We start from the raw sequence: 26,371 nt of genomic DNA on the forward strand, positions 1-26,371 counted from the left end.
TTAAGCCGCGACCTTCTTGCGGGTTCGCTTCGTCGGCGCCGGCTCCGGCGCTTCCGGCGCTTTCGGTTTGCGGCCGAGCCCCATCGTCTTGGCCAATGACGAGCGCGCCGCGGCGTAGTTCGGCGCGACCATGGGATAATCCGCCGGCAGGCCCCATTTGGCCCGATATCCATCCGGCGTCAGCCCATAGTGGGTCGACAGATGGCGCTTTAGCGATTTGAATTTCTTCCCGTCCTCAAGGGAGATGATGTAGTCCGGTGTGACCGACTTCCTGATCGGGACTGCAGGCGTAAGGGCAACCGGCTCTTCTGCAGAGACACCTCCGGCCGTCCCTTTCAGAGCCGCGTGCACTTGGCCGATGAGGGCAGGGAGATCCCCCACCGGGATCGGATTGTTGGAGACATAGGCTGAGACGACATCGGCCGTGAGCTCGATGAGGGTGTCGATGTTTTTTTCGGCTTCTTCTGTCATGAAACTCTCCAGGCGGCGTGAAACACAGTCGGCGAAGCGTCGCTTCATAGTGGCGGTCGCCGCTGAAAGCAACCAAGGTCTCGACAGGATTATTGCGATGCTCGTCCAGCAGCGAGATCTATAGCGCGGTATCGCGCCGTCATGACCGTTGATGCGTTCCGTTGTTGGCGACCTGCCGCGGTGCTTGCGCATTTTCAGGCGCGTCTCGGCCGTAAGCTTTGCGCCAAAACGACCAGTAATCTCGAAACGAAGCGGGCTGTTTCTGTTCGCCATCCTCTCTTTGGCTGTGAAATCGGTGGCAGAGCAGTGGCCGCTTCCTGGTAGCGCGAGGAGGAACTATCAAGCGTTGATTCGCAATGGTCGAAACGATGTAGATTATCATCCGGTGAGCCGCTCTCGCAGCAGGATGTTAGGATTGGCCCGCTGGTAAACCGAGGACATCACGCCGCTGCTTTGCTATTGAACCGCTATTCGCTCTGACAACACATTCCGCAATGGTGGGCGGGTGTAGAGGAGGCGCCTGTTCACGCAAACTAGCGGTTCAGCAGGTCGGGAGGAACGAATGAGCTCAGGGACTTTTAGGAGCCCACTTTTTGTAAGGCGTGCAGCGCACATCGTGCAAGAGATTGCCAGTCCTGCGGATGCTATCGATTTTCTCAACGAGTGGCCAGAAGATCGCAGAGACCGGATCTACGAAGCCGCCCTCAGGGCGTGCTTTGATGCATACAACGGACGAATACCTGCGAGCGCAGCGCGCAAGACTTTTTTCCGCTTTGGGGAACAGGTCGCCATATTGGAAGATGCAACCTCCGCGATGCAATGGCTCGCTGCCTGCATGTCGGGCAGTGGAAAAGCGCAAATATAGGCGTAGCAGTCGTATGTGAGGCTGGAGCGGGTAGGCCGACGAGGTTATTGTATCGAGATTTCGCCGGCATCTGGAGCGTACTATAGCGAACAAACAATATTTTGTGCCCTATGGCGATGTTATCATCTTGTCGTATTTGTAAATCAGCTTCTCGCGACAGGACCGCAACGCTTCCGATGTGAAATCATTGCGTGGGACTCGGTTCTCTCAATTTCATGATGGTAAATTGCCGTGTAGTTATTGCAAAGCGGCTGTCCCATTGAAGCAAGATGATAAACGAAGCCAAAATTGTGCTCCGTCGTCTGCCAATATTCGCTCGCTGGAGGCAATAGGTCTCACAAGTCAATCAAAACAGCTACTCGGGCGCCTTTTGAAATTCGTTTAATTTCGCTCACCCCACGGGCCTCCACAGTCGAAAATAAGATTGTCCCGCAAAGGGTGCTACAAGACGCGATCGCGGATCGATTTGGGCCAACGTCGATCTGGCGAAGGCACGCCGGAAATCGAGCAGGACCTGCAGCGGAACAGATAACCCGAACCGAAATCTGAGACAGCGGCGGACCCGATTTCTTCATAGTAGAAGGCGCAGAGAGAACCGGACCACGGCTCCGGCGCCGCCGCTTGCCGAGCAGCGATCCTCCGCCTTCCAAAATCCAATCGAGAAGAGCGTTCACTTCCGACACGGTCCCATCTCTGCCGCGAAAACAGGTGTCAGCCCCCGATCCTCTCCCGCAGCTGATCTAGCTCAGGGCGTTCATGAGCCGCAGACCCCAGAGTGGCTGCGTGCACGACGCAGCGAGATCATTTATGAAAATCCTATTCAGTACGATGGCTGTCCCTTTGCTGGCAGCCACCGCTTTTGCTGCGGATTCGATCCCCACAGACCTCAGAGAAACGGCACTGGCCACCTTCAGGGCTTTGCCATCCACCACGCCGGCAGTCGCCAACAACCCGATCACCCCGGAGAAGATCGCTCTCGGCAAGGCCCTGTTCTTCGATCCACGCGTCTCGGCGTCAGGCGTCTTGTCGTGCAACTCGTGCCACAACCTGGCCACCGGCGGCGACGACAATCACGAAACCTCGATCGGCCATGGTTGGCAGAAGGGACAGCGCAACGCGCCGACTGTACTGAACGCTGTCTTCAACATCGCCCAGTTCTGGGATGGTCGTGCCGCAGACCTGAAGGCTCAGGCGAAGGGACCGGTCCAAGCCGGGATCGAAATGGCCAATACACCGGGCCAAGTCATCACCACGCTCAAGTCCATGCCGCAATATGTCGAGTGGTTCGATGCAGCTTTTCCGGCTGAAGCCGATCGGGTCACCTTCGACAACCTCGCCAAGGCAATCGAAGCCTTCGAGGCGACACTGGTCACGCCGGCCCCCTTCGACAGTTTCCTGAATGGCGATGACGCCGCCATGACTTCCGAACAGAAACAGGGCCTGGCGCTTTTCATGGACAAAGGCTGCTCGTCCTGCCATGGCGGTATCAACGTTGGTGGGCAAGCCTATTACCCATTCGGCCTCGTGGAACAGCCCAGCGCCGAGGTCCTGCCGGAAAAAGACAAGGGCCGATTTGCGGTCACCAATGCAGCCGACGATTCCTATGTTTTCCGCGTGGCGCCGCTGCGCAACGTTGCACTCACCGCGCCATACTTTCATTCGGGCAAGGTTTGGGATCTGAAACAGGCCGTTGCCATCATGGGAACCACCCAGCTTGGCGTGGTACTGGCGGACGAAGAAGTCGACCTGCTTGTTGCCTTCCTCAACTCGCTGACCGGAAAGGCACCCGAGGTCGCCTATCCCATCTTACCCGCCGAAACGGCGACAACACCCCGGCCTATAACGCAGATCTTAGGAAAATAAACGGCCAGCTGACTGCGGAACATCGCAATTGACAATGATTGCGACTTTTACTGGACGAGACGAGTCGCGACGTCCATGAGAACGCAAATGGCTCGTTTCCAAAGTGCAGACACTGCTTCCGTCACCAGCTCGTTGCGATGGAATTATGTTTGGGATCTGGCGTGCGACATGCCAAGGAAGGCGTCTGACGCATGAGGCTCGCGCGCTGTCGATACCGCGCGGCGGCCGGCCATCGCGCTGGCGGCCGAATTGCCGCGCGCCGAAGTGATCGGCCCCCTTAGGGCGAAGGGGCAGCCACTCCGTCCTCCATGTCCAGCGATTCTTCGACTGCTTCCGGATTCCGGGCGATGGTCCAAAGGAGAGTATTCGCCGCTGCATCCGGTTTCGAGCGACCTTGCTCCCAGTTTCGAAGCGTTGCCAGATCGAGGCCATACCTCACGGAGAATGCCTCCTGAGAGAGCTTCGTGCGATCCCGGACTTCGCGAACACGTATCGGCCGCGGCGCATGAACCTTCGCGATCACGCCTGCGGACGACAGTTCATTCTTCAGTGCCAATAGGTCGTCGACGCAAGGAACCGTCACGAACGCCTTGCCGTGATCGACCATCTCCGTGAGTATCGCGTGGGCCGTCCTGAGCGGCAGCTGTCTCTTAACGAGAATCCGGGCGGCCTCAGGAGTATTCGCGCCGTGAAGAAAACTGAGGCTCAGTCGGACGGGAGAGCCTGACGACACCGGGACGACGTCCCGGGTTCGCACCCGTTGTCCGTACCGCTCCATGAATTTCGATTTAGTCGACATTAAGCTTCTCCGCGATCGCTCGACCGAGCTTGCGCAATTTGGACCATCCCCACTGGAGGCATCGCGATAAAAGTACGCCAAACAACGCTAAGGGAGAACAAGCAGTGATCTGATTTCGTTCGACGCTCGTTTTCGAGAGCCGTTCTGGGTCGTTCGCAATCAACTGTGTAGGCCAGCGGAGCGAGCAAGGAGCGCCAGATCCGGACAGGGCTGAGTGGGGTGTTTCTCCGAAAGGTGGGCCATGCCCTAAGGGACACGAGATGTAGTGGACTCGTCGATCCGCGCGGTTTCGATTCGCGCACCCGGGCACAACGCTTGGATAAGTCCCATCAAATGCTCTCCGGTGCCCGTCATCTGTATAGCTGACATTGGGCCGAGGGCTTCCAGCACGAGCCACATGGCGCGGGTATCGACCGTGACCCATGGTGGCCGCCCCTGCCGCCAGTTCCAGCGGCGGCACGTGACACCGGAATCATCGCACCAGATGACTTCGCCCGGTTCGGGATGCTCGGTTACCATTTCACCTTGCTCGATCGTGCCGAATGGCTCCGCTCCCTTCGCAATTAAAAGTCTCGGGACCCCTGGTAGAGATCGAGATCTTCCCCGCCAATCGGAACGCCATACAACACGCTGACGGCATTGTAGGCATCAACCAGTGGGGAAATCCGCGGGAGAGAGCCATCTTTCCGCACCCGCTTGAGAAGCGCGGCGGCCGAGCACGGCGTTCGATTGGCCTTTGTGCCGAAAGCCTCGTAGGCAACGGCCCACGCCGCAAGACGCGCGTCCCTTTGGGCGTCATCGCGAAGCGCCGCCTGTTCCGCCGCCGCAATCGTGTCGTTCAACGCCTGTGCATCCGGCACGTCGATTCCAGCGTTCCGCACCACAATGCTGATCAGATGAAAATCCCGGTAGCGGGCCTTGATCTCGGGGCAATCAATGGCGTGAAAGACATGGGATGCTCTTTTCTCATGGGGAGGCTTTGCGCTGGCGGTCGTTCGGGAGATGTATGAAGAAGGGTGCTTGTCGAGCGTCCAGATCTTCTAGCATCGGCGTGGTGCATGCCGCACCATGCGCTGGATAATTCCATCATTCCGCCGTGGACAAGGCCTGGCAGAGATCGTCGATTATGTCTTGCGGGTGCTCGAGCCCACCTCGGCCGGCAACAAGCTACGCCTCCTCCAGATCCTCCATTTCATAGGAGGCAGCGGGCGCGATATGGATGTGAAGCAGCTTTCCTTGCCGGGTCATGCATCGCTTTCGGAAATTCGTCTCGCACGAAAATCTGCCGCCAAACTGGCCTGATCAACAGCATGGTATGGCGTTTTCCCAGTCCAGTTGGCTTTGCACGAAATGCGGTTCAGCCCAAGGGGTCGGTATCCTCGCCAGCACGCCACGTCCCCGCCGTTTTAGCCACCGTGTCCCGGCAACGCGTCTTGCACCTGCCTGACAACCGCTCGCAGGACCTCAACGCCCTTCTCGATCTGCCGAATGCTCAACAAGCCCCACGCGATCGATGTGGCCTTCGTCCGACTGCCGCTCGTAAAGGGGCGAGATCAGGTGTAGCCCCAAACCCGCACGTCGGGCGGCTTCGACCAGTGCCGTTTCCTGCGATCGTGGCAGGTCGTTGAACCAGACGGCGACGTGCAGTCCGGCCTCTGCTCCCTGGACAGCGATGCGATCGCCGAAGCTGTGCCGCAAGGCGCCCAACAACGTCTCCCGACGCTCGCCGTTCAGCCTGCGCACACGCCGCACATGGCTTTCGTAGCCGCCACTTTCGATCAAACAAGCCAGAGCCTCCTGTTCAGCCACCGGCGAATGCCGGTCCGAGAATTGTTTGGCGGTTGCGAAGACCTCCTGCAATTCCGGCGGGACGACGAGGTAGCCGATACGCAGCATCGGCGAGAGCGTTTTGGAGATCGTGCCGAGGTAGATGACAGCCCCGTGGTCCTCGATACTGTGCAGCGGAGGGACCGGATTGATGTCGTAGCGATATTCGCTGTCGTAGTCGTCCTCGATCACATAGGCGTTGTTGTGCCTCGCCCATTCCAGAAGCTGGTGGCGGCGCGCGATCGGCATGACGCCGCCCAGCGGAAACTGATGCGATGGCGTGACATAGGCCAGTCGCGCCCCGATCCCCGCCAGCAACTCCGTCTTCATCCCGTCCTCGTCGACGGTGACCGGGATGGGCGAGGCACCCGTACTGGCAAAGACCTGACGCGCCATCCTGTAGCACGGGTCCTCGATGACAAAGCGGTCGGCGGGATCGAGAAGCAGGCGCGCGCACAGGTCGAGGCCCTGCTGCGAACCGTTGACGATGATTATCTGCTCGAGGCCGCAGCTCAGGGTTCGGGCGCGCCAGAGATAGCCCTGGAGCGCCTGGCGCAGCCGGCGCGAGCCGCGCGGATCGTCATAGGCAAGACGCAACGGGCGCTGCCCCATCGCCTCGTTCATCGCACGTTTCCAAATCAATGCAGGGAAATCTGACGGCGCCAAGTCGCCATAGCGGAAATCGACCTTTAGCGCATTCGGCAGATAATCTGGCCAGGGCGGTGTAGCGCGCAGTCGTCGCCCATAGGCGGACAGAAGAACCGGGCCGACCCGTTTCGCAGGCGTGCGGCTTGTCCCAGGACCGATCAACGAAGATGCTACGCGGGGTCGTGCGCCTTGACGGACGTCGATGAAACCTTCCGCAGCCAGTTGCTCATAGGCGACCGTCACCGTCGTTCGCGAAACCCCAAGGTCATTTGCGAGGCCTCGGGAGGAAGGCAGCTGACTGCCGGTTTCGTAGACACTTCCGAGGATCTGCTCGCGAAGAGCCTCGTAGATCTGGCGTGCACCCATCGCGTGCGTGCGACCTGCAGAACCGGCACTTGAAGACTGGACCATTTCATTCATCGCCAACTGGATATTTCACATTGGCCAGTTTGCCGTCAATCTTTCGGAAACCCAAGCAAGATCTTAGAGGCCGAATGACCCGCTCCTATCAATCGGGAACCGATGCTCTCACGCGGTCGCTCCACGACACCGGTCCCGGATTCGCCACTCGGGCGATCCATCATGGCTACGATCCCGCCGGCTTTTCCAATGCCGTTCAGCCGCCAGTCTTCTTGACCTCGACCTATGGATTCGAAAGCGTGGCAGCGAACGAGGCCGCCGCCGCGCTTGGCGGAAGGCTCTATGCGCGCGAATACAATCCGACGACGGAGATCCTCGAGCAACGGCTCGCCAATCTGGAAGGAGCCGAGGCAGGTCTGGTCGTTGCCTCGGGGATGGCGGCTTTCGGGACGCTGATCCTGTCGCTCCTGTCCCAAGGCGATGAACTCATCGTCCACAGGACGCTTTATGCGAACACGCTTGCCATGGTCGAACAGGCGGTCCCCCGCTTCGGCATCAAGGTCGTCGCGGTCGACCTGTCCGATCCTCACAATCTCGATGCCGCGATCACCGAGCGGACCCGGCTTGTTTTCTTCGAGACGCCGGTGAATCCGCTGAGCCGCATCCTCGACATCGCTGCCATTGCCGAGCGCGCCCACGCGCGCGGTGTAAAGGTTGCAGTCGACAGCACCTTCGCCTCCCCCGCGCTCCAGCGGCCGCTCGAACATGGGGCAGACCTCGTGCTCCACTCGCTGACCAAATACATCAATGGGCACGGCGATGCCCTTGGTGGGGCGATTCTCGGCGACGCGCAAACGCTCCGCACGCTGCACGAAACGGGCCTGCGCTATATCACCGGCGCAGCGCTCTCGCCCATGTCAGCCTTCCTGATCCTGCGCGGTCTGAAGACGCTCACGCTGCGCATGAAACGGCACAGCGCCACGGCCCTTGCGGTGGCTCAGGCGCTCGAGGCGCACCCGGCGGTGGCATGGGTGAGTTTATCCCTTCCTCGACTCGCACCCTGATCAGGTGACGGCGCGAAAGCAGATGTCCCAAGGGTCGGGCATGTTGGCCTTTGGCCTCCACGCTGGGTTCGAGGGCGCGCGCCGGATGATGGACCGGCTCAACCTGATCACCCGGGCTGTCAGCCTCGGCGATGCCGACAGTCTCATCTGTCATCCGGCAAGCCTGACCCGTGCTCGTCAGCCGATCCGCAAGGATGCGCATCTGGCCGATGGAGTCGGCGAGGACCTCATGCGTCTCTCGGTGGGTCTTGAAGACGCCGATGACCTAATCGCCGACCTGCGGCGGGCTCTGGACGCCTTGTGATGACCTGTCGTCCGGCCAGTCCTGCGCTCACGCACAAACCTGGAGCCTTGCCATGGCATTCCTGAGCGGTCTTTCCGCGTTTCCCATCACGCCCGCCGATCGTGACGGCCGCGTCGATACCGTTGCTCTGCGCAAGCTGATTGCTCGGCTTGGCGCCGCTCAGGTCGACTCCATCGGTCTTCTCGGCAGCACCGGCACCTACATGTATCTGTCGCGCGAGGAGCGGCGACGGACGCTCGCCGAGACCTTGGACGAAATCGCCGGGCGAACGCCGGTCGTGGTGGGTGTGGGCGCGTTGCGCACCGATGAAGCAGTGAGGTTCGCGCAGGACGCCAAGGCCCTTGGAGTTGCCGCGGGGCTGCTTGCGGCCGCCTCCTACACCCCGCTCACTGAGGACGAGGTGTTCGAACATTTCTCGACGGTGGCGTGCGAGAGCGGCCTGCCGATCGTCGTCTACGACAATCCAGGAACGACGCATTTCCATTTCACCCCAGCACTCGTCAGCCGCCTGGCAAAGGTGGGTGGGATTGTCGCTATCAAGAATCCGACAGACAAGGGCGATGCGATCAAGAGCCATTTGGCCGACCAGAGGCGCACTGTGCCGGAAGGGTTCTCAATCGGCTACAGCGGCGACTGGAACGCTGCAGAGGCCATGATCGCCGGCGCCGACACATGGTACAGCGTCCTCGCCGGCATCCTGCCCGAGGTCTGCGTGAAGATCGTCACGGCGGCGCAACAGGGCGATGCGGCCGAAGCGCGACGGATCGATGCCACGCTTGCGCCGCTCTGGAGCCTCTTCAAGGAGTTCTCGAGCCTTCGCGTCGTCTATGCACTTGCCGAATTGCTCGACATTTGCCGTGCCGCCCCCCCGCGTCCCATCCTGCCTCTGCCCTCAGCAGCGAAGCGCCAGATCGCCGCCGCGTTGGAACGCTTGCCATCGGATGCCAGCCGGTGAACAGCGAACCCGGCGGCGGCGGCCAGTGAAAGGAACTGTCATGTATTTACCCGTTCATTTCGATGAGCCGAGCCGACAAGTCCTTTACGAACTGATCGAGAACAACGCACTCGGCGTGCTGATAACCATGGCTGGAGCGGTCTCGACGCCAATCACTCCCCTTCGAAATCGACACGTCACAGGGAGAAAACGGTACCCTTTACTCCTGCGCGATTAGTACACGTGCCGAAGGAAAGTGCACTTTCTCGCTCGAGTGACTTATTTCAAAGGATGTGATCGCGTTTTGGCACATTCACGGCCCACATGCGGCAGCCGGTAACTCACCACATGGTGAGCAACCAGGAAACCCTCCGGCCTACACTTTCTCCCGGAGCGCGCGTGCTGCAGCAACCATGTTCATGAGGGCAGGGCGGACCTCCTCCCATTTGCGTGTTTTGAGGCCACAGTCCGGGTTTACCCACAGTTGGGCATCCGACAGTCGCTCGCGGGCAAGCATGACGAGATCCGAAATCTCGCCGACTTCCGGGACGCGTGGTGAGTGAATGTCATAGACTCCGGGACCGATTTCGTTCGGATATTTGGAGCTCGTGAAGGCGTCCAGCAGCTCCATTTTCGAGCGCGACGTCTCAATCGAAATTACATCCGCATCCATTCCAGCGATCGCGTCGATGATCTCGTTGAACTCCGAATAGCACATGTGGGTATGGATTTGAGTCGCGTCCTTTACACCCGTTGAAGCGATCCGGAAGCATTCGACAGCCCAGTCGAGATAGACTTTCCACTCAGACTGGCGCAGTGGCAATCCTTCGCGAAAGGCGGCCTCATCGATCTGGATCATCCTTGCGCCGGACCTTTCGAGATCCGTCACTTCGTCGCGGATGGCGAGCGCGATCTGGCGGCAGGCTTCGGAGCGGGGTACGTCGTCGCGAACAAAAGACCAGTTGAGAATGGTCACTGGGCCCGTGAGCATTCCCTTCACAGGCTTTTCCGTAAGCGACTGGGCGAATTGCCACCAGCGCACCGTCATCGGATTGCGCCTCGATACGTCGCCGAAGATAATGGGGGGACGCACGTAGCGGGACCCATAGCTTTGTACCCAGGCATGCTGGGTGAAGGCGAAGCCGGACAGCTGCTCGCCGAAATGCTGTACCATGTCGTTTCGTTCGAACTCACCGTGCACCAGCACGTCCAGCCCGATCTCTTCCTGCCAGCGAATTGCAGCCTCGATCTCCTTCTTCAGGAAGGTCTCGTAGTCGACATAGCTCAGTTGGCCCTTCGCATGAGCGGCCCGCGACCTGCGTACCTGCGGCGTCTGCGGGAAGGACCCGATGGTCGTCGTCGGGAACGGCGGCAGCCCGAGCGTGCCGGCCTGGACTCTGCAGCGCTCGGCAAAAGCGCTCTCTCGTCGCTTCATGCTGTCGTCAATGCTGGCGATCCGCCCCTCAACAAGCGGGTCATGGATGTTCTTGGATGTCACGCGAGTGGCGGCAGCCTCGGCAGACGCTTTCAACGCGCCTTCCACCGCATCCCTGCCTTGGGACAGGGCCCGGGCCAGCAACACCAACTCGTCGGTCTTCTGGGCCGCGAAGGCGAGCCACGACCTGATGTCCGCGTCGAGTTCCGTCTCCATGCGCAGGTCGATCGGCACATGCAGCATCGAGCAGGAAGGCGCGATTTCGACGCGGTCCAAGGGCCAGCCGGCGACGATCGGTTTGATGCGGTCGAGAATGGCGGGCAGGTTCGCACGCCAGACGTTGCGGCCATCGATCAAGCCAAGCGAGAGCACCAGATCCTTCGGAGCGAGCCGACCCACCGTTTCCAGCTGCTCGGGAGCGCGCACGAGATCAATATGCAGCCCGGCCAGGGGCAGAGAAACCGCGGTTTGGAGATTGTCTCCCAGCGGCCCGAAATAGGTAGCCAGCATGATCTTCAACTCGGGCGCGGCTTTTGACAGCTGGCCATAGGCGAATTCGAACGCAGCTCGTTCGTTCGGGTTCAGATCGAGGACAAGCGCTGGCTCATCGATCTGCACCCAATCGGCACCCGACAGCTTCAAACTCCGCAGGAGTTGCTCGTAGACGGGCAGAAGCCGTGGTAGGAGTGCGATGGGATCGAAGCCTTCGGCAGGCGATTTCGCCAGCTTGAGGAAGGTGATCGGTCCAAGGATGACTGGGCGTGTGTGAACGCCGAGAGCTTTAGCCTCGATGAAGTAATCGACCGGTTTCGTCGACGAGAGGGCGAACGTCTGATCATCGTTGAGTTCCGGCACAATGTAGTGATAGTTGGTGTCAAACCACTTGGTCATTTCCATCGCGGTTACATCAGACCCATGAGCCGCCTGCTGGTGACCAGCGTGTCGACAACCCTGGTTGCCCCGCGCCATTGCGAAGTAGATGTCAAGTGGAACCTCGCCGCTATTCCAGCCGTAACGGGATGGAACGGCGCCGACCATGGCTGCGGTGTCGAGCACATGGTCGTAGAGCGAGAAGTCGTTCGACGGGATTTTCGACACGCCGCGATCGTGCTGCTCCTCCCAGCTAGCGGCACGGAGCGCCTTCGCGGTCGTGAGAAGGTCGGCAGCGGACGATTTTCCGGACCAGTAGCTTTCAAGCGCGAATTTCAGTTCTCGCCGACGACCGAAGCGGGGCACGCCGAGCGTTGCTACAGGAATTTGCTGAGAGACAGTCATGCCAGACCCCGATGGTTGGGGCGTCGGTGACAAGGAAGGCGCTAGCAGGCCGGCACGAACGCCAGGCTGCAGCGGCCACCGAGACACCCCGCCCGTGGACGTAATTCGCCGTGGCAGGTCTCCTGGCTCGCGGGGTCATAGCCTCTACCCGTCTTCCCAAGGCTATTCGCCTCAGTGACATGAGTGGGGTTGGCTCGCCGCTAACAGTTGCGGGGGCAGCGCCGGCATCGCACCGGCTTCCCTCTTAGCTCCGCTGCGGCAGCGCCGTACGGAGAACCACGACGCGGGAGACAATTACAACAGTTCGCTTCTTTGTCAACGCCGCATAAAGAAATGTTTATGTCGTTATGTTAAATTTCCGTTGGCATGTTCCAAAGGTCGCCTCGAAAGCGAAAACTGTGGAAGCCTTGAGCGGCCGGTAAATCAAAGCAATGACGCACGGCGCCCTTGTCCAGGAGGATAGGAGTTCGTCGGCTCCCGGCGGCAAACATACCGGCAAGCGCCGTGGTGCTGCTTCCCGCATCATGCGAACGCCACCTCGGCATCGAACTTCGGCTCCGAGGTTCCGACCGCTTCGTCGGTGATCTGCTCGCGACCATATTCGGCGCAATGGCGAGGCTGTTGCCTAGGAAGCTGTTGGCCGTGATGCCCTCGGTGATACGACACAATGATTTCGAGGGGAGCACCCGAGGCCCGGCGCAGCGGCGTGTTGCGAAGTGATCGACCTGCTTGTTCGCAGCCCACCGGCTCAAGGTAACCGGCTCAAACCAACGGGCCAGCTCAAGTCCTGTCCAAATGAGGCCTGAGCGGCAAATCGTCGTGCACGCGCACGGTTTGGCGTTCGATCTTGTGATGCGTCTTGGGCGAGCAATCGCCACGGTGCAGCGCTTCCAGACGCGCAACGATTTCGGCGTCATCCTGGGTCTGCCTGTTGTTGTGGCGAACATACTCGACCCAGGTTGGCACATGATAGCACTCGGTCCATAGTTCGGGCTTTTCCAGGTCACGCAGCAACGCCCATTGTCTGGCGCCATCTCGCAGCCGGGCTTTTCGCCACGATGTCATCACACTGAGAAATTCTGGGACATCTCTCTGATCGATACGATAATCGACCATCACCATGATCGGACCGCTTCGTGGCCGCAGGTCAAGTTGCAGCGTCGGTTCGCTGAACTTGTTGGTCGGATCCAGATTGAGCGTTTCGAAATCCGGCTGACGCAGAACGATCCCCATCAGTCCCCCAATCACAAGAACCACGCTGGCGACGAGGAAGGCTCCCGAAACACCTTGGACATCCGCCAGTTCGCCCCAAAGCCAGCTTCCCGCAGCCATGCCGCCGTATGTGGCCGTCTGATAGAGAGACAGGGCGCGTCCAACCACCCACCGCGGCGCCGAAAGCTGCACTGTGACGTTAAACAGCGAGAATGATTGAATCCAGGCCGCACCGGCCGGCATGAGGAGGAGACAGCTCAGCCAAACGTGCTCACTCCATGCCAGAAAGAAGCAGCTGATCGCCAGTATAAAGAACGCACCGCGAATGACCCATTCGTTGGAGAGAACTTCTCGGACCCGCCCGACGAGGAGCGCGCCGCAAATCGCTCCCAGGCCGAAGAAGCCGAGCATTACGCCGTAGGTGACCGCGGTCCCTTTGATCTGTTCGCGAGCAACCAACGGCAGGAGAGCCAAAATGACAACGGCGGTAAGGCCGAAAATGAAACTCCGGCACATCACCTTGAGAAGGTTCGGCGACAAGAGCACGTAACGGAAGCCCGCCGCCATCGCACTGCCGAAAGCCTCCCGCGGCAGCGCTTGTCCTGCCCGTACGGCTTTCCACCGCAACAGCGCAGCGATCAGAGCGAAGTAGCAAAAGACGTTGAAGAGGAACGCGAAGGTCGCACCGGCTGTGGCCACGATTATGCCGCCAATCGCCGGCCCGATGCTGCGCATGAGATTGTAGCTCATGCCGTTGAGCGCAACCGCGCTAGGCAGGTGTTCGCGAGGCAGGATATCCCCCATCGAGGCTTGCCAAGAGGGATCGTGCAATGCCCAACCACAGCCGATCAGGAAGGTGAGACCCAGAAGGGTCCAGGGTGTCATTTCCCCCGCATAGGTCAGGAACGCCAGGAAGGCGGATACGCAGACCATCAGCAGTTGCGCAGTCAACATGATCCGGCGACGGTCAAAGTTGTCCGCGAGCGCTCCCGCCGCGAGGGAGAAGATCATGTAGGGGAGGGTGGTCGATGACTGGACGAGCGCCACCATTCAATGGGAGGTGGCGATGCTGGTCATCAGCCAAGCCGCCGCCACACCTTCCACCAGGGTGCCAAGGTTCGAAACGAGTGCAGCCGACCATAGCGAACGGAAGGTCTTGTGCTGAAAAGGAACGAGTGAAGATGTTCTCTTCGCCATTGTGGGAAGCTTCGGGATCCACCGCGGGGCTGGATTTGGTTCGCCTCGCTCAACCATGGCCTCGCCAAGCTGCCACAGTGGCGCGCCTGCTAACCCAGAAAACTTGGCGGCCTTACAGGCATGCGCAGGACGCGCGAAGCCGCTCAAATCTCCCCAGATGGGTCAGCCATCGAAGACCGGCATCACTTGCCCGTTGAGCGGCTATACGATAATGCTCCGCGCTAAGCAGGAAGCGCCAAAAATTCGAGCGGCGACTTCATTCTCCTATTCAGGAAGGAACTATGAGGCGGCAGACGCGACCATTCACCGTGGAAGTCAAACAAAAGCGCAATTATGAAAAATCCGCACGTTCCATCTGGGGCAATTTCGACATCGCCGCGGCGATGGCCGAAACAACAAACGAAGTCGAGCCGTTAAATCGTCAGCTTGTTGACTCTACTGTAGTGGCCCTTGATGCTGAACCTTTGCACAAACCTCGAGTGGAGCATTTCATGGCCAATCCCCTGGAAACCGAGTCAGCAGTAGTTCATAGCGAACCGGCAGACAAAGCGGAAACGCCAAAACCGAAGACGAGAGCGCGGCGGTCGAGGAAGCCAGAAGCTGAGGCGAGCGCGCCTGCCCGCAAGGAGGACGCCAAGCCGATATCCGCGACCACTGAAGCACCGCCGTCAGCGCGAACAGGCCGAAAGAGCTACTCCGCGAAGGATCGTGCCCAGAAGCTGGCGCAGATCGAAACCTCGATCGGCGGCGGCGCTACTCTCAAGAGCGCGGTGAAGCAAGCCGGCATCTCGGAACAGACATATTATCTTTGGAAGAAGGCGCCGGCGCCGGCGGCGGACAGTGACGGGCTGAAGGATCTCGTCGCGCTCGAGGAAGAAAACAAGCGGCTAAAGAGCCTGCTTGCCGATCGTCTCCGCAAGGAGAATGCGGAACTGAAGAAAAGGCTCGGGCTGGATTAAGGAGGGTGGGCAGCTGGTTCTTGGCTCGCCACCTACAGCAATCCCGCCTGCTCCGCCTCTCTGCGCAAATTCTGGCGTGGCCTTGGGCCGATTTGCTGGATGACCAGCCCGGCTGCCAGCGAGCCGAGATCGCCGCAATCCTTGAGGCTGCGGCCTTGCGTGTAGCCGTAGAGGAAGCCGGCGGCGTAGAGGTCGCCGGCGCCGGTGGTGTCGACCAGCTCGCGGATCCTGGTCGCATTGATGGTCACGGTCTCGTCGCCGCGCACGATGACCGAGCCCTTTTCCGAGCGGGTGACGGCGGCGATCTTGCAGTCCCTGCGGATCCGCGCCAGCGCCTCGTCGAATGAAGCGGTCTGGTAGAGCGACTTGATCTCGTGGCTGTTGGCAAAGACGATATCCACGGTGCCGGAGCGCATCAGGTCGAGGAATTCGTCGCGGTAGCGATCGACGCAGAACGAGTCCGACAATGTCATCGACACTTCGCGCCCGGCGCCGTGGGCGAGCTTAGCCGTCTGCCGGAACGCTTCCTTGGCGCGCGGCGGGTCCCATAGATAGCCCTCGAAATAGGTGACGGCGGCGCCCGACGCCTTGTCGGCCTCAACATCCTCCGGGCCGAGCTCGACGCAGGCGCCGAGATAGGTGTTCATCGAGCGCTCGCCGTCCGGCGTGACGAAGATCATCGAGCGCGCCGTCGGCGGTTCGCCATCGAGCGGTTTTGTGTCGAAGGCGACGCCCTGGGCATGCATGTCATGCGCGTAGATTTTGCCGAGCGCGTCGTTGGAGACCTTGCCGAAGAAAGCGGCGCGACCGCCGAAGGAGGCGACGCCCGCCGCCGTGTTGCCGGCGCTGCCGCCCGAGGCTTCAATGGCCGGGCCCATGCGGCTGTAGAGCAGTTCGGCGCGCCTCGTGTCGATCAAATTCATCGCGCCCTTGATGATGCCGTTGGTCTCCAGGAACGCCTCATCGCACTGGGCGATGATGTCGACGATGGCATTTCCTATACAAAGCACGTCATAGTCCGGCATCAATGTCTCCGCGAAAATCCCGACGGCTTCTTGCCACGCCGGCCGGCCGGCGGGTCTGGCGAGTTGGAATGGGCTTTCCGGATGCCAATCCATTCGGCGTCGGCCCTCACGGGGCGGCGAGTCCTGCCTCGCGACGCAATTCGTCGGCCCTGTCTGTCTTCTCCCAGGTGAAATCAGGCTCTTCACGGCCGAAATGGCCATAGGTCGCGGTCTTGCGGTATATAGGGCGTAGGAGATCAAGCATCTTGATAATGCCTTTCGGTCTGAGATCGAACAACTCAAGAATGAGGCGCTCGATCCTTCTTTCCTCAACCCTCGCTGTCCCGAACGTGTTGACCATGACAGAAACCGGACTGGCCACTCCGATTGCGTAAGCAAGCTGCACCTCGCAGACGTCCGCAAGTCCGCTAGCGACGATATTCTTTGCGACATACCGGGCCGCATAGGCAGCTGAGCGGTCAACCTTGGACGGGTCCTTGCCCGAAAAGGCGCCGCCGCCGTGACGACCCATCCCACCATAGGAATCGACGATGATCTTGCGTCCAGTGAGACCGCAGTCGCCGCGCGGCCCGCCGACTACGAACCTCCCCGTCGGGTTGACCAGAATTCTGATGCCTTCCGTCTCCAGGTGGGTCGGCAGGACAGGCTTTATGATTTCCTCAATGACGCCCTCGCGGACCGTCTCTTGCGAGACCTGCTCGTCATGTTGGGTCGATACGACGATGGTATCCAGGGCGACCGGGCGCAACCCCTCATAGCGCACTGAGACTTGGGATTTCATGTCAGGACGCAACCAGCCAAGCTGTCGTGCTTTCCGGACATCTGCCTGTTGTTTCGTCAAGCGATGAGCGAGCTGGATCGGCAAAGGCATCAGAGTATCGGTTTCGCGGCATGCGTAGCCGAACATGAGGCCCTGATCTCCCGCTCCCTGCTGGAGGTCCTGCCCTCGTCCCTCGTCAACGCCCTGGCTAATGTCGGGCGATTGCTCGGTGAGTGCATGAACGACGGAGCAACGCCGGCCGTCAAAGCCGACGGCCTCATCGTCGTATCCAATATCGAGAATCGTATCGCGCGCAACTTGGCTATAATCCACCCGCGCATCGCTGGTAATCTCGCCAGCCAGAACGACCATCCCTGATTTTACCAACGCTTCACAGGCGACGCGCGCCTTGGGATCGGTGCGGAGGATGGCATCGAGGATGGCATCCGAGATGTTGTCGGCCAACTTATCCGGGTGTCCCGCGCCAACCGATTCGGAAGAGAACACGAACTGCCTAGCCATGAAATGCCTCGTTTCGGGTGTTGGAGTTGTATGGGGCATTTTGCTTAGCCCACCTTACCTGTTGGTGATGCCCGGGACCTCGAACGCAGCGCACAAATCGGCAACGTCTCTTCGCACGCAGGCATGGAGATCTTCGTCATCAGGCCGCCGGAGGACGCAGTCAATGAAGCCAGCAATTTGCACCATTTCCACATCGCGCATGCCCATGGACGTCACTGCTGGCGACCCCAAGCGAATTCCGCTTGTGACCGCCGGATCCCGCGGGTCGCCAGGCACCATTTAAAGTTCGTAATGATGCCTGCCTTCGCTAACCGCTCGGCATAGGCCTTGCCTGATAGTGGTCGATCGCGAAGATCAAGGATCAGCATGTGATTGTCAGTGCCCCCGGTGATCAGGTCATAACCTCGGTCCAGAAGCGCGTGGGCCAGAGGCCGCCAAGCGAGACCGTCCGCAAGTGTCGGGCGGCGCGATGGTGCCGTCGGCGGAGTTGTCCATGGTGGTTTCGCGCTCCAATTGGATCTATTTCACGGTCAAGCATGCGATCCCCTTCGACGGCGCGTCTTGTGTCGCTTCGAGCCGTTGAAGGTCTCGTTTGTGATAGCCATCGCCGTGGGGCAGGAGATCAACCAACAACTGAACCAGCCCGCCGTCCTTACCTGCTGCTTTGAGATGGTACGAGCACCACGGGCGTTGTTCGTTGCAGTAAAGAAAGTCGGCTCTGGCCAGCAGCCGGACGTGTCGTACAACGTGCTCACGACGCAGACCCAGAATCTCCGCTAGCTGGCAGACAGTTAGGTCCGCGTGCGCGCAAAGACCTAGGATTCGAAGGCGATCTAAATGCGCTGCCGTCCGTAGGCGACTGACCAGTGTCAGCATTGGTCAGGACCAAGCCACTTGGAAAGCCTGGGCACTCGTCCTACTGAATTTGTCATTTCGCGTTCTCCACAGATGTTGCGGCTTTCGAACCAAATTATATGGTTGATTGTCCATCGACCGGACAATGTCGGTGGCCGTGAAGATACTGTTTTCAGCCGATATGGCTGTGTCGAACAAACAAGATGGGCGCTCTTCTTGCCATTGCCTTTAGCCGAAATTGCACGCAGTTCGGCGGGTCGGAGAATAAGCGGCGCCACGGTTTGGACCCCACTGACCTCAGACGTTGCAATAAGCCTACCATTCACAGCGAACCGGAGTTGCTAAGAGTCTATGAATTTCCTTGAAGGATCTGTTGCAAGGTTTGCCCAGCCCGCTCGTGCTCCCGGTTTGCAGCGGTCAATCTCGAGCAGACTGACCGTGATGCAAAGATGACAAAGAAGGTTCCCTTTCAATCCGATCTTCTTCCTGCGCCAAGGGATACGGCCTGTTCCCGTGTAGTAAAGCGTAGTGAGAAGATTCCATGTGCGGTCAGCTTGATCCTGGATTTTACGCTCGCTGGACTGCTTGATTTTGCGGGGAATGGTGACCCTATCGTCCAGCACGTCCTCCCAAACGAGCTGAGCTCAAGGAGGCTCATGCCGTCGAATGGTGAGATTTTGCGGGGCTCATCGGCTTTGAAATATGTGTCGATCAAGTGCCGCATATCAGCCTCGTAGGCCTTCAGATCGAGGCTTTCGTTGCTGGCCAGACGCACAGTGTCCCGTTGTAGCCTGCGGCATCCATTTCATCCGCGATATTAGCATACGCCCGCAGCAGCCCTGCGGTTGCCTTGTACAGGGCCGCGCGCTGAGGTTCGCGCTCTTTAAGGTCTGACGCGATTTCGGTGTTGCCGCAGAAGAAGTGGATGTATTCCAGTTCTCCTTTCGGCAGCTCCACACGCTCGCAAAGCAGGACAATGCGTTCCAGGGCTTGATCGAGACGTTCTTTTCCTTTTTCAGACGGTCCTTGAGCAGCACATCCGGAGCCGGCCCGTCGTCGGAATGATCAAGTTCCGACGTATAGACCGCGATCGCATTCTCAACCTTTCTTGAACAGGCCCTTGTAGGCGACGATATAACCGAAATCCTTGTCCTCGCCGTCAAGCCGATTGGTCCGGCAAATCGCTTGGAACAGGCCGTGGTCCTGCATAGACGTGTCTATGTAGACATAGGTGCAGGGTGGCGCATCGAAAGCTGTGAGCAGCTTGTCGACGACCACCAGCAGCTTCATGTTCGCCGGCTCCTTGGTGAAAAGAGCCTTGGCCGCCTCCTCGTACACCTCGGTTTTGGACAAACCGCCCATGGCCTCAACGCCCTTCAGCAACTCGGTGTAGGTGTTGTAAATGACCTGCCGGTCGATATCGGTGTTGGCGCCCGTCTCTTCCTTTGTGATGTCCTGCGCATTCGGATTGTACGATGTGATCAGGGCGCACTTGTTGCGGAACAAGGTCTTTTGAAAAAGCTCGAAGTGCTTGCAGGCTTCGTAGATGCTGGAGGCCACGAGAATTGCGTTGCCGCGTTCGCTTGACAGGCGGGGCTTCACGCTGAAATCGAAGACGTGCCGCTGACGACACGATCCATGCGGGATCGCGAGCTGAGCACGTTTTACATCGTGCCCCATTTCTTTTTTAGCTCATCCCTTTGCCAGTCATTCAGGGCCTTGGTTTTGGCATCGAACCACTGATCAATTTGTCCTCTGAACCAGGCGCTGGTCGATATCGCGTGCTTCATAAAAAACGAGGTCGAGAACGACTTCGTCCTCCACCGCCGTGGATGATGTATCCCTTGCGCACAAGGTTGCGCCGGAGTTCGGCTTCGGCGTTGCCGCGGAAGAGAACGCCGTGCGGCAGAATGCAGGCGCCCTTACCGGCGCTCTTCAGCGACCGGACGATGTGTAGCAGGTAGGCGTAATCGCCCTGCTTGGCGGGCGGTACGCCGAAACGACTTAAAGCGATCAGCTCATCATGAAGCGGGTCAAGCCCGGTGCTCCAGCGCTTGTCGCTGAAGGGCGGATTGGCGACGACGTAATCAAAGGTCTTGAGCGCATCGCCGTCGCGGAATTTGGGATCGGTGAGGGTGTTGCCCTGCATGATCATCGCGGTGGGTGCGTTGTGCAGGATCATGTTCATGCGCGCGAGACCGCTGGTGGCCGAATCCTTCTCCTGCCCGTAGAGCGTGACATTGGTCCCGGCCTCGTCGGCCACTTTCAGCAGCAGCGATCCCGATCCGCAGGTCGGGTCGTAGACGGTGGTGTCGCCGCTGGTCTTGGCGGACCGAATGCCGATGATCTGCGCCATGATGCGGCTGACTTCGGCGGGGGTGTAGAACTGGCCTTTGCTCTTTCCGCTCTCAGTCGCGAAATGGCGCATCAGATATTCGTCGGCATCGCCGAGAATTTCGTCGCCATCGGCGCTCGTTGCTGCCGAACTGGTAACGTCCGGTCATCAGCACATCCGGGGCCATGTCGCCGGGGCATCGCTGCCCCCATATTCTTCCGCGGCCTTGCGGAATAGCCGCCATAACATCCTTTGGAATATCGCTTCTTTTCATCATCCCCCTCAATCACGTACATTCACTGCAACAGGTTCAAGTCGAGCAGCGACCGGGCATACTTTTCGATAAAGCGCCGGGCATGCTTCATCCCGTCTCTGAGTTCCGCTTCGCTAATTTCGTGAGCGCGATGGATGATCCCGTCACGCCGCCCGACCAACGCACTCAGATTGTCGCGGTGGGACAGCCGTTGCGGCGCGTGCAGCACCCCGATCCGTTGCAACGCAGCCTGCAGAGCGCCGAGCGCTTCCCGGGGGCCGAGCGTCTCAGTGCCGTTTTCGCGGAAGGCTGACAGCGCCAAATCTTCCCGCCGCTCAAACAGCCCATAGAGGAACATTTCCACAGCATGCACGGTCGCTATGGCAGCAAGCCGCCGATTATTGGCGCCGCCTTCCAGCTGCAGCTCTTCTGCCTTGCGGAAGAAGTCGCGCGCCATCAGGAGAAAGCCATCGACCTGCGGCAGCATCTCGTTTTGGCGCGCGAGATATTCAAGCACCAAGGCCGCGACAAAATCCTCTGCCCACGGCTCTGCCTGCCAGCCTCCCAGCACGGTCTGACCGGAGACCAGCCAGGCATCTCCAGCCGCCAGCACGTGGGGCACGTCGTCGACAAAATCAGACCGGCGAATAGCCTCCATCGCGAGTGTCGTGGCGATGACCTCGGGATCGCCGTCGCCCGCGTCGCGCGGAAGCGCGCCTGTGTCAGGAATAACTTGTGTGATCAGCCATGACACGGCTTTCCGAATTGCGTCGTGGTAGCGGTCATCGCCAAGCCGCTGAAGGGCGACTGTCGCAAGGGCCGTGGCGCGCAGGCCGGGCCGGGGAACCCCTTCTCTAGTTTCATTCCAGTAGCCCCCACCCTCCTGGCGGCGCACGAGGCGATCAGTCAGGACCGCAATTTCCCGGCGCAGATCGCCGATAAGTTTCGGGCTTCGCGAACAGCGCCAGAGTGCGTAGCCGATATCTTCAACCGGGGCGGCAGCTTCTCCCTCGCCAGTGCCGAGCGCGATCATATGCGTTGCGCATTCGGCCAGCGCGCCGTCAAGGCGCCCCGCTTCCGTCGCGCTGCCGTAAAGGTCCAGGAACCACGCCAGCGAATAAGACCAGTCGGCAGGCAAGTCCTGCCCATTGTGATCCCTTGCGACGACGGCCACGACGGCGTTGCGGCCTTCGGGCGTGCGGGGCTCTATCCCAAGGATCGGGTATAATTCGGGTGTCGGCTGCTGAAGGATACGCGCCGGCACGAGCGACAGTGCTTTCTCCAGCGAGGGAGGAAAATCCTCCAGTTCTTCGGCCAGTTCGGCAGCTTCTCTCCTTCGTCCCTCGCGGCGCGCTTCTACATATTCTGCCGCAACCACGGCAACGGTGCGCTGCGCCCGTTCAGCGGTGCCGGTGGCAATCAGCTCGGCCGGAATGTCACCATCCTTGATCGCCCAGTGCGTACGGTGCTGTTCGAACTGTTGAATGCCCAGCCGGTCCGCAATTCTCAACACCGCTGACCGGTCGAGAAAGGCATGTTTCGGATCGGGCTCGAAGGTGAAGGCCAGTTCGTGTCCGCGCCGAACGATATTGCGTATGCGGCTGTGCCGGACCACGCGCGCGTGCGGGCCTCCCGCCCCGACTTCGTACATCAAAAGCGCCGGGATTTCCTCCAGCCGGCGCAATGTTTCAGGGCGCGAGGTCGATAGCCTCGGCCTCCGCGCCGCTAGATTCCTTGAACCGGTCAATGGTTGACGTGAACGGCGGCGTTTCCCACCACTCGCCGTGGCCCGAGACAAGCAAGTTAAACATGGCACACCACCGACCTCACGCCGCCTTCTCCATAGACCACTTCACCCGTTCGCCGAGAAAGGCGGCGAACGTTTTCACATTCATATTGCCGCTCGCCTCCTCCAGCCCTGCGAGGTAGGCCTTCCGGTCATCGACTCTGACGACTGTCCAGGGGTAACCGCCTGAAGCCAGCATCGCGTTCATGAGGAACCGCGCCATTCGTCCGTTGCCGTCCGGATAGGGGTGCACATAGCCCACAAGCCAATGCCCCAGCACGGCACGCACGGAGGCCTCCTTCTCCGCCTCCAGCAGGTCGAACAGCTCATTCATACCATCGGCCACCGCTTCGGTACGCGGCGGCACGTGCTGCGAGCCGCGCAGGTACACAGGGTGATTGCGATATCCCGCAAGCGCGCTGGCTTTGAGGATGCCGGCGGTCACTGACGGCGCGAACAGCTCCCGGTACCACTCCCGGTGAGTGTCCCGCGTCAACGCGCCGGCTGGCTTGCCGTTGATGATCGCGGCAACAGAGTCTTTGACCTTCTGGAATGCGAGGTAGTAGCCACGCGCGGCAAGCGCATCTCGGTTCTTGCGGTCCTCTTCATCAATCTCCGGATTCCAGCTCCCCTCGCGCACCCGGTCGATGAGTTCCGGGGTGACGCTGTACCCTTCTATCGACAGCGAATGGTAGGCGTCGCTTTCGTAGATATCCTCGACGAACTTCATATAGGCGTCTTTGTCGGACGGCAGTCCGGGTGCCTTCGGGAATATCTCGATGATGGCTTCGCGCTGCGATTGCCAGATCGCGCGCAGGCGGGCGACCAACGGCGGTACGCCCGCCGCAATAGTTGTCACTCCAATTTGTCCCGCGAACGGATCGGATTCGCGCACGTCATAGCCGGCGGCTTTGAAGGCGGCCACGATTTCATCGGCAAAGGAGTCGCGTCCTACGCGACGGAAGGCCCCCGCAAGCCGTCCCGCCACGGCGGAATGGCCGCCATCAAGCAGCAGGGCCAGAACGGTTGATACGTCGCGCACCGACGCCATGGCGATCTGCATCTCGATAGGGGCGCGCTGGAAGAACGCTTCCGGCACCCGGGTAAGGGCGGCCTCGACAGTGAACACGCGCTGGCCGTTTTTCTCTGTCAGTTCGGCCGGCATCTCCTTGACCTTGAGGTCATAGAGCGAAGTGCCGAACAGCAGGTCGATTTTGTTATTCGTGCCTTTGGGGGTGTTCACCACCACCTGAGGCGGAATAGTGGGCGCTTCCGCGTGCAGAAGCAGCGACTGCTCCGGTGAGAGGAACCAGTCCTTGCCGAACCGGTCATTGCAGTAAAGGGAGCAGAACTCCCAGAAGCTCGCGTACCAAGGGGTGGTGTCTTGCTGCCGTGCCTGCGGGCCGGTCGACATGAGCCAGCCTTTGATAACATCGCGCAGGAACCCGTTCTGCAGCAGCCGCTCCCGGTGGACGCGGGTCAGCTCATCTGATTTGAATATGCGCCGCCCACCCTCCTGCAGCTCTTTGAGGACGGCCAGTGATACAGCGAGTTTTTCATGGGGCTTGGCCATGGCCGTGCCTTTGCAAGTTTTTAGAGCTGTGCGACTCCAAGTATATAGTGCTGATAGGCGACAAGTCAATGATGCTGTGGAGTTGCAAGTTTTTTTAGTCGGGCGATAACAAGTTTTTTATGCGACAATCGGCAAATGCGATCGTTTCCATAGCCGCGCGAAGGATCGTTACCCGGATGGGCCGAGACCCAGCTCCCCCGCAGGCTACGCAGGGGCTCGGGGCGAGCCTAGAGCCTGGCCCTCCGAAGCGCTTCGAAGGAGGACGCGCCTCTTTGAAAAACTCGCCCGTTGTGCATCGTGGGTACCCGTAAACGCGAATTCTCAAAGGAAAGACGCTCCTTACCTCTCCCTCCCGCCGCGATCATCACGGCCGCGCCCGCGCTCACTACGCCGCGACGCCCGCGAGATCGCTGCACGCATCTGATTGGCCACCAGACCGGGTTGCAGATGAAGGATGTCCGTGACGCTGTCGTGTGTTTGCACCGTCACCGCAGTGACGGCAAGGCAGCTGCGCACGCCCATGGAGGAGAGCGTCTCGATATCGCGCGCGATTCCGGCACCCCCACTGGAGTCCGATCCGCCGACGACAAGTACATGCGATGCCTGCCTCAGCGCCCTTTCATCCGTTAGAATGAGCGTTCGAAACGCAGCATTCCGCCGACACTGCTCTTCTTGTTGGCGTTGGTCCAATTCATGTTGGAAGCGCCGTCCACCTTGCCGACGGCGAAGTTACCGTATCGGCCATAGTCGAGTTCCGCCGTAACTGTGAAATCTGGAAGAAACGCATACGCGACGTTTGCAGCGACACCATGGTTCTTGAGCTGATTACCGGAGAGCTGAAGGTTGAACGAAGTTGTCTCGTTGAGTTTGTAAGTGGCGCCAGCCCAGAAAGCCCAGTTCCCGCCCCAACTCTTATAGAAGCCGCGACCATGAGCGTCGATGGCGTTCGTGGAGTCGTCGTTGAGCTTGCCGTTGGAACCGTAGCCGAGCATTCCGAACAGCAACAGTTCGTTGGTGACATTGATGTCGACACGGACCTTGGCGGCCACCGATTCGTAGTTGCTATCATAAGCGGCAACGCCGGTGATCGCGCCCCAGCCATGTGTGTATTTCAAGCCGCCGACTACGTGCGGTGCGTAGCTGTCGATTGTGCCGACCACGCCCGAGCCTTCTTCGAGCGAAACCACGGCCGAAAAGCCGTTCCCGGCGTCGAAGTAGTACTGAACCACATTGGTATCGAAAGAGCCGTACGGAACCGGCGTCTGGTTGAGTACGTCACCCGCGCCGCCAATAAACATGTCGAAGGCCGACCAGTCCTTACCAACTCGGAGGCCACCAAGCTGAATCCAGGCGAAAGTCAAGGTGCTGTCTCCGTTGAAGGCATAGGACCGAGAACTGTCCGAAACCGAAGTGTGGCGGTTGCCGAAGTTCATGCGGGTTTCGGTGTAGGTCTTCAACGTGCCGAGTTCGGTCTCCTGGCCGGTCCAAGTTTTCAATGTGAAGCGCGTGTTGTTTTGCCATGTGCCCTGATGCTCACCAGTCCTCACATCCGAGGTTCTTGCGTGATCAAACAATCCGACGTTGTAACGGACAGAGCCGCCGATTCGCAGGCAGGTCTCGGTGCCTGAAATGTAGACGTAGCCCGAGCCGTAGACGTTGCAGATCTTGACGTACTCAGTCGGGTCAGGCTCGGCGGCGGTGGTGACGGCGCGAGCGTTGGAAACGGCAATCAGTGCCGCAGTTGAGCCGAGGAGGAGGCTCCTAATGGTCATTGTCGATCTCCGCTTTAATAATAAAGTGATGGACACGAGTGATTCTGAGAACAACTTTGAAACGCGCGCAGTTGTGCTGGGCCGTCAGCTAAGCCCTGAAGGAAGGACTAGAATGTACTCTGGTCATTGTTGTAAAATATTTGGTTTTAGCTGCCGATAACGTAATTATCGCCGAAATGGAGGTGTGCAAAGTTTTGTACAATCATCACAGTCAACTCAGCTGGTAGAGGTAGGCGTCACAAACGGTCCTGCATTCGACCGCAAATGACGTGCCAGC

General features: G+C 59.8%; 17 protein-coding genes, 5 pseudogenes and 1 riboswitch. Of the genes and pseudogenes, 5 read left to right on the plus strand and 17 right to left on the minus strand.

Annotation, left to right across the window (positions count from 1 at the left end; all coding sequences use genetic code 11):
* The gene (locus NKI25_RS22875; RefSeq protein ID WP_352594544.1) at positions 1 to 471 is read right to left on the minus strand and encodes a Ros/MucR family transcriptional regulator; all 471 of its coding nucleotides are present in this window, start codon (positions 469 to 471) and stop codon (positions 1 to 3) included.
* Between the two features lie 616 nt (positions 472 to 1,087).
* Here NKI25_RS22875 and NKI25_RS22880 point away from each other — a divergent pair.
* Both NKI25_RS22880 and NKI25_RS22885 read left to right on the plus strand, forming a co-directional pair.
* Positions 1,088 to 1,336 carry a DUF982 domain-containing protein gene (locus tag NKI25_RS22880; protein WP_352624103.1) on the plus strand — a complete coding sequence of 83 codons (249 nt, stop codon included), beginning with the start codon at positions 1,088 to 1,090 and terminating at the stop codon, positions 1,334 to 1,336.
* A gap of 807 nt (positions 1,337 to 2,143) precedes the next feature.
* Positions 2,144 to 3,199 (plus strand): cytochrome-c peroxidase, encoded by a 1,056-nt coding sequence (locus tag NKI25_RS22885; RefSeq protein ID WP_352999492.1) that lies wholly within the window; start codon positions 2,144 to 2,146, stop codon positions 3,197 to 3,199.
* A 277-nt stretch (positions 3,200 to 3,476) separates the two neighbouring features.
* Here the strand turns inward: NKI25_RS22885 and NKI25_RS22890 are convergent, their stop codons facing one another.
* The 4 genes and pseudogenes from NKI25_RS22890 to pdxR all read right to left on the minus strand — a co-directional run bounded on the left by NKI25_RS22890 (position 3,477) and on the right by pdxR (position 6,893).
* On the minus strand, positions 3,477 to 3,806 hold the full coding sequence (locus NKI25_RS22890; protein WP_352999494.1) for a helix-turn-helix domain-containing protein: 330 nt from the start codon (positions 3,804 to 3,806) through the stop codon (positions 3,477 to 3,479).
* 755 nt (positions 3,807 to 4,561) lie between these two features.
* Complete coding sequence (locus NKI25_RS36505) at positions 4,562 to 4,840, minus strand: phenylalanine--tRNA ligase beta subunit-related protein (RefSeq protein WP_352842160.1); 279 nt, start codon at positions 4,838 to 4,840, stop codon at positions 4,562 to 4,564.
* A gap of 328 nt (positions 4,841 to 5,168) precedes the next feature.
* Positions 5,169 to 5,246: pseudogene (locus tag NKI25_RS22900) on the minus strand (MOSC domain-containing protein); the annotation flags it as partial.
* A 216-nt stretch (positions 5,247 to 5,462) separates the two neighbouring features.
* A complete protein-coding gene (pdxR, locus tag NKI25_RS22905) occupies positions 5,463 to 6,893 on the minus strand; it encodes a MocR-like pyridoxine biosynthesis transcription factor PdxR (RefSeq protein WP_502897413.1) in 1,431 nt (476 codons plus the stop codon).
* A 74-nt stretch (positions 6,894 to 6,967) separates the two neighbouring features.
* On the opposite strand from pdxR, the pseudogene NKI25_RS22910 reads away from it, so the two are divergent.
* Both NKI25_RS22910 and NKI25_RS22915 read left to right on the plus strand, forming a co-directional pair.
* Positions 6,968 to 8,201 (plus strand): annotated as a pseudogene (locus NKI25_RS22910) (trans-sulfuration enzyme family protein).
* Between the two features lie 52 nt (positions 8,202 to 8,253).
* Positions 8,254 to 9,156 carry a dihydrodipicolinate synthase family protein gene (locus tag NKI25_RS22915; protein ID WP_352999495.1) on the plus strand — a complete coding sequence of 301 codons (903 nt, stop codon included), beginning with the start codon at positions 8,254 to 8,256 and terminating at the stop codon, positions 9,154 to 9,156.
* Positions 9,157 to 9,511: 355 nt separating this feature from the next.
* Here NKI25_RS22915 and metE read toward each other — a convergent pair whose 3' ends face one another.
* Both metE and NKI25_RS22925 read right to left on the minus strand, forming a co-directional pair.
* Entirely contained in the window at positions 9,512 to 11,845 is a 2,334-nt protein-coding gene (gene metE, locus NKI25_RS22920; RefSeq protein WP_352999497.1) for a 5-methyltetrahydropteroyltriglutamate--homocysteine S-methyltransferase, read from the minus strand.
* A 95-nt stretch (positions 11,846 to 11,940) separates the two neighbouring features.
* A riboswitch (cobalamin riboswitch) is annotated at positions 11,941 to 12,141 on the minus strand.
* A 484-nt stretch (positions 12,142 to 12,625) separates the two neighbouring features.
* A pseudogene (locus NKI25_RS22925) lies at positions 12,626 to 14,254 on the minus strand (MFS transporter).
* Between the two features lie 281 nt (positions 14,255 to 14,535).
* Between NKI25_RS22925 and NKI25_RS22930 the strand changes: the two are divergent.
* Positions 14,536 to 15,213 (plus strand): transposase, encoded by a 678-nt coding sequence (locus NKI25_RS22930; RefSeq protein WP_352999499.1) that lies wholly within the window; start codon positions 14,536 to 14,538, stop codon positions 15,211 to 15,213.
* 32 nt (positions 15,214 to 15,245) lie between these two features.
* Here the strand turns inward: NKI25_RS22930 and NKI25_RS22935 are convergent, their stop codons facing one another.
* From NKI25_RS22935 to NKI25_RS22980, 10 genes and pseudogenes are all read right to left on the minus strand, one after another.
* Positions 15,246 to 16,238, minus strand: a complete 993-nt coding sequence (locus NKI25_RS22935) for an adenosine kinase (protein ID WP_352999501.1) — start codon at positions 16,236 to 16,238, stop codon at positions 15,246 to 15,248.
* Positions 16,239 to 16,344: 106 nt separating this feature from the next.
* Positions 16,345 to 17,520 carry a methionine adenosyltransferase gene (gene metK / locus NKI25_RS22940; protein WP_352999503.1) on the minus strand — a complete coding sequence of 392 codons (1,176 nt, stop codon included), beginning with the start codon at positions 17,518 to 17,520 and terminating at the stop codon, positions 16,345 to 16,347.
* Positions 17,521 to 17,574: 54 nt separating this feature from the next.
* Positions 17,575 to 17,954: pseudogene (gene glyA, locus NKI25_RS22945) on the minus strand (serine hydroxymethyltransferase); the annotation flags it as partial.
* A 1,162-nt stretch (positions 17,955 to 19,116) separates the two neighbouring features.
* The gene (locus NKI25_RS22950; RefSeq protein ID WP_352999505.1) at positions 19,117 to 19,332 is read right to left on the minus strand and encodes a hypothetical protein; all 216 of its coding nucleotides are present in this window, start codon (positions 19,330 to 19,332) and stop codon (positions 19,117 to 19,119) included.
* A 141-nt stretch (positions 19,333 to 19,473) separates the two neighbouring features.
* On the minus strand, positions 19,474 to 19,977 hold the full coding sequence (locus tag NKI25_RS22955) for a type I restriction enzyme subunit R domain-containing protein (protein WP_352999507.1): 504 nt from the start codon (positions 19,975 to 19,977) through the stop codon (positions 19,474 to 19,476).
* A 184-nt stretch (positions 19,978 to 20,161) separates the two neighbouring features.
* A complete protein-coding gene (locus NKI25_RS22960) occupies positions 20,162 to 20,830 on the minus strand; it encodes an HsdM family class I SAM-dependent methyltransferase (protein ID WP_352999518.1) in 669 nt (222 codons plus the stop codon).
* A gap of 176 nt (positions 20,831 to 21,006) precedes the next feature.
* Positions 21,007 to 22,614, minus strand: a complete 1,608-nt coding sequence (locus NKI25_RS22965) for a prenyltransferase/squalene oxidase repeat-containing protein (RefSeq protein WP_352999509.1) — start codon at positions 22,612 to 22,614, stop codon at positions 21,007 to 21,009.
* Between the two features lie 175 nt (positions 22,615 to 22,789).
* Entirely contained in the window at positions 22,790 to 24,322 is a 1,533-nt protein-coding gene (locus tag NKI25_RS22970) for a Fic family protein (protein WP_023679690.1), read from the minus strand.
* A gap of 402 nt (positions 24,323 to 24,724) precedes the next feature.
* Positions 24,725 to 24,934 (minus strand): annotated as a pseudogene (locus NKI25_RS22975) (bifunctional hydroxymethylpyrimidine kinase/phosphomethylpyrimidine kinase); the annotation flags it as partial.
* A gap of 14 nt (positions 24,935 to 24,948) precedes the next feature.
* Positions 24,949 to 26,094, minus strand: coding sequence for a porin (locus NKI25_RS22980; protein WP_023679692.1), 1,146 nt, complete (start codon positions 26,092 to 26,094; stop codon positions 24,949 to 24,951).
* Positions 26,095 to 26,371: the final 277 nt, after the last annotated feature.

This window comes from Mesorhizobium sp. M0808 (assembly GCF_040320025.1).
GTDB lineage: Bacteria > Pseudomonadota > Alphaproteobacteria > Rhizobiales > Rhizobiaceae > Mesorhizobium.

Excerpts from the sequence above, each read along its gene's own strand:
- NKI25_RS22885 (WP_352999492.1), top strand. The coding sequence starts at position 2,144 with ATGAAAATCCTATTCAGTACGATGGCTGTCCCTTTGCTGGCAGCCACC.
- NKI25_RS22935 (WP_352999501.1), bottom strand. The coding sequence starts at position 16,238 with ATGCCGGACTATGACGTGCTTTGTATAGGAAATGCCATCGTCGACATC.
- NKI25_RS22875 (WP_352594544.1), bottom strand. The coding sequence starts at position 471 with ATGACAGAAGAAGCCGAAAAAAACATCGACACCCTCATCGAGCTCACG.
- NKI25_RS22930 (WP_352999499.1), top strand. The coding sequence starts at position 14,536 with ATGAGGCGGCAGACGCGACCATTCACCGTGGAAGTCAAACAAAAGCGC.
- NKI25_RS22890 (WP_352999494.1), bottom strand. The coding sequence starts at position 3,806 with ATGGTCGATCACGGCAAGGCGTTCGTGACGGTTCCTTGCGTCGACGAC.
- metK (WP_352999503.1), bottom strand. The coding sequence starts at position 17,520 with ATGGCTAGGCAGTTCGTGTTCTCTTCCGAATCGGTTGGCGCGGGACAC.
- NKI25_RS22965 (WP_352999509.1), bottom strand. The coding sequence starts at position 22,614 with ATGTACGAAGTCGGGGCGGGAGGCCCGCACGCGCGCGTGGTCCGGCAC.
- NKI25_RS22970 (WP_023679690.1), bottom strand. The coding sequence starts at position 24,322 with ATGGCCAAGCCCCATGAAAAACTCGCTGTATCACTGGCCGTCCTCAAA.
- NKI25_RS22980 (WP_023679692.1), bottom strand. The coding sequence starts at position 26,094 with ATGACCATTAGGAGCCTCCTCCTCGGCTCAACTGCGGCACTGATTGCC.
- metE (WP_352999497.1), bottom strand. The coding sequence starts at position 11,845 with ATGACTGTCTCTCAGCAAATTCCTGTAGCAACGCTCGGCGTGCCCCGC.
- pdxR (WP_502897413.1), bottom strand. The coding sequence starts at position 6,893 with ATGAATGAAATGGTCCAGTCTTCAAGTGCCGGTTCTGCAGGTCGCACG.
- NKI25_RS22915 (WP_352999495.1), top strand. The coding sequence starts at position 8,254 with ATGGCATTCCTGAGCGGTCTTTCCGCGTTTCCCATCACGCCCGCCGAT.